Origin of the sequence: Vibrio sp. OPT46 (assembly GCF_015163535.1) — a bacterium.
Lineage (GTDB): Bacteria > Pseudomonadota > Gammaproteobacteria > Enterobacterales > Vibrionaceae > Vibrio > Vibrio alginolyticus.
Map to the genome: position 1 here is coordinate 1 of NZ_JADDYG010000476.1, position 254 is coordinate 254.

A 254-nucleotide genomic window follows, 5' to 3' on the forward strand; every position below is an offset into this window, starting at 1 on the left:
TAAGCTTTACTGCTTAGACGGAAGTTTTGATTAACGAAGTCTATTAAGCCTAAATATAGTGTTTGAGTTGAACGATAAAATGCAGCAGCAGCTTGGCTGTCACCTGTTCTAGCTTCTACTAGTTGTTTTTCTAGCTCTTTGAACTCTTCAAAAAGATTAATGAAGTAAAGGTGCATGTTGTTCCGAGAAAAGAACTTATTGGCTTTCGTGCTACTGGTCAATAAGTCAAAGCGACTCCACGCTAACTCGTATTG

1 pseudogene is annotated in these 254 nt (G+C 38.2%); it reads right to left on the minus strand.

What is annotated here, in order from left to right:
* Window positions 1-254: pseudogene (locus IQR33_RS19995) on the minus strand (GGDEF domain-containing protein); the annotation flags it as partial.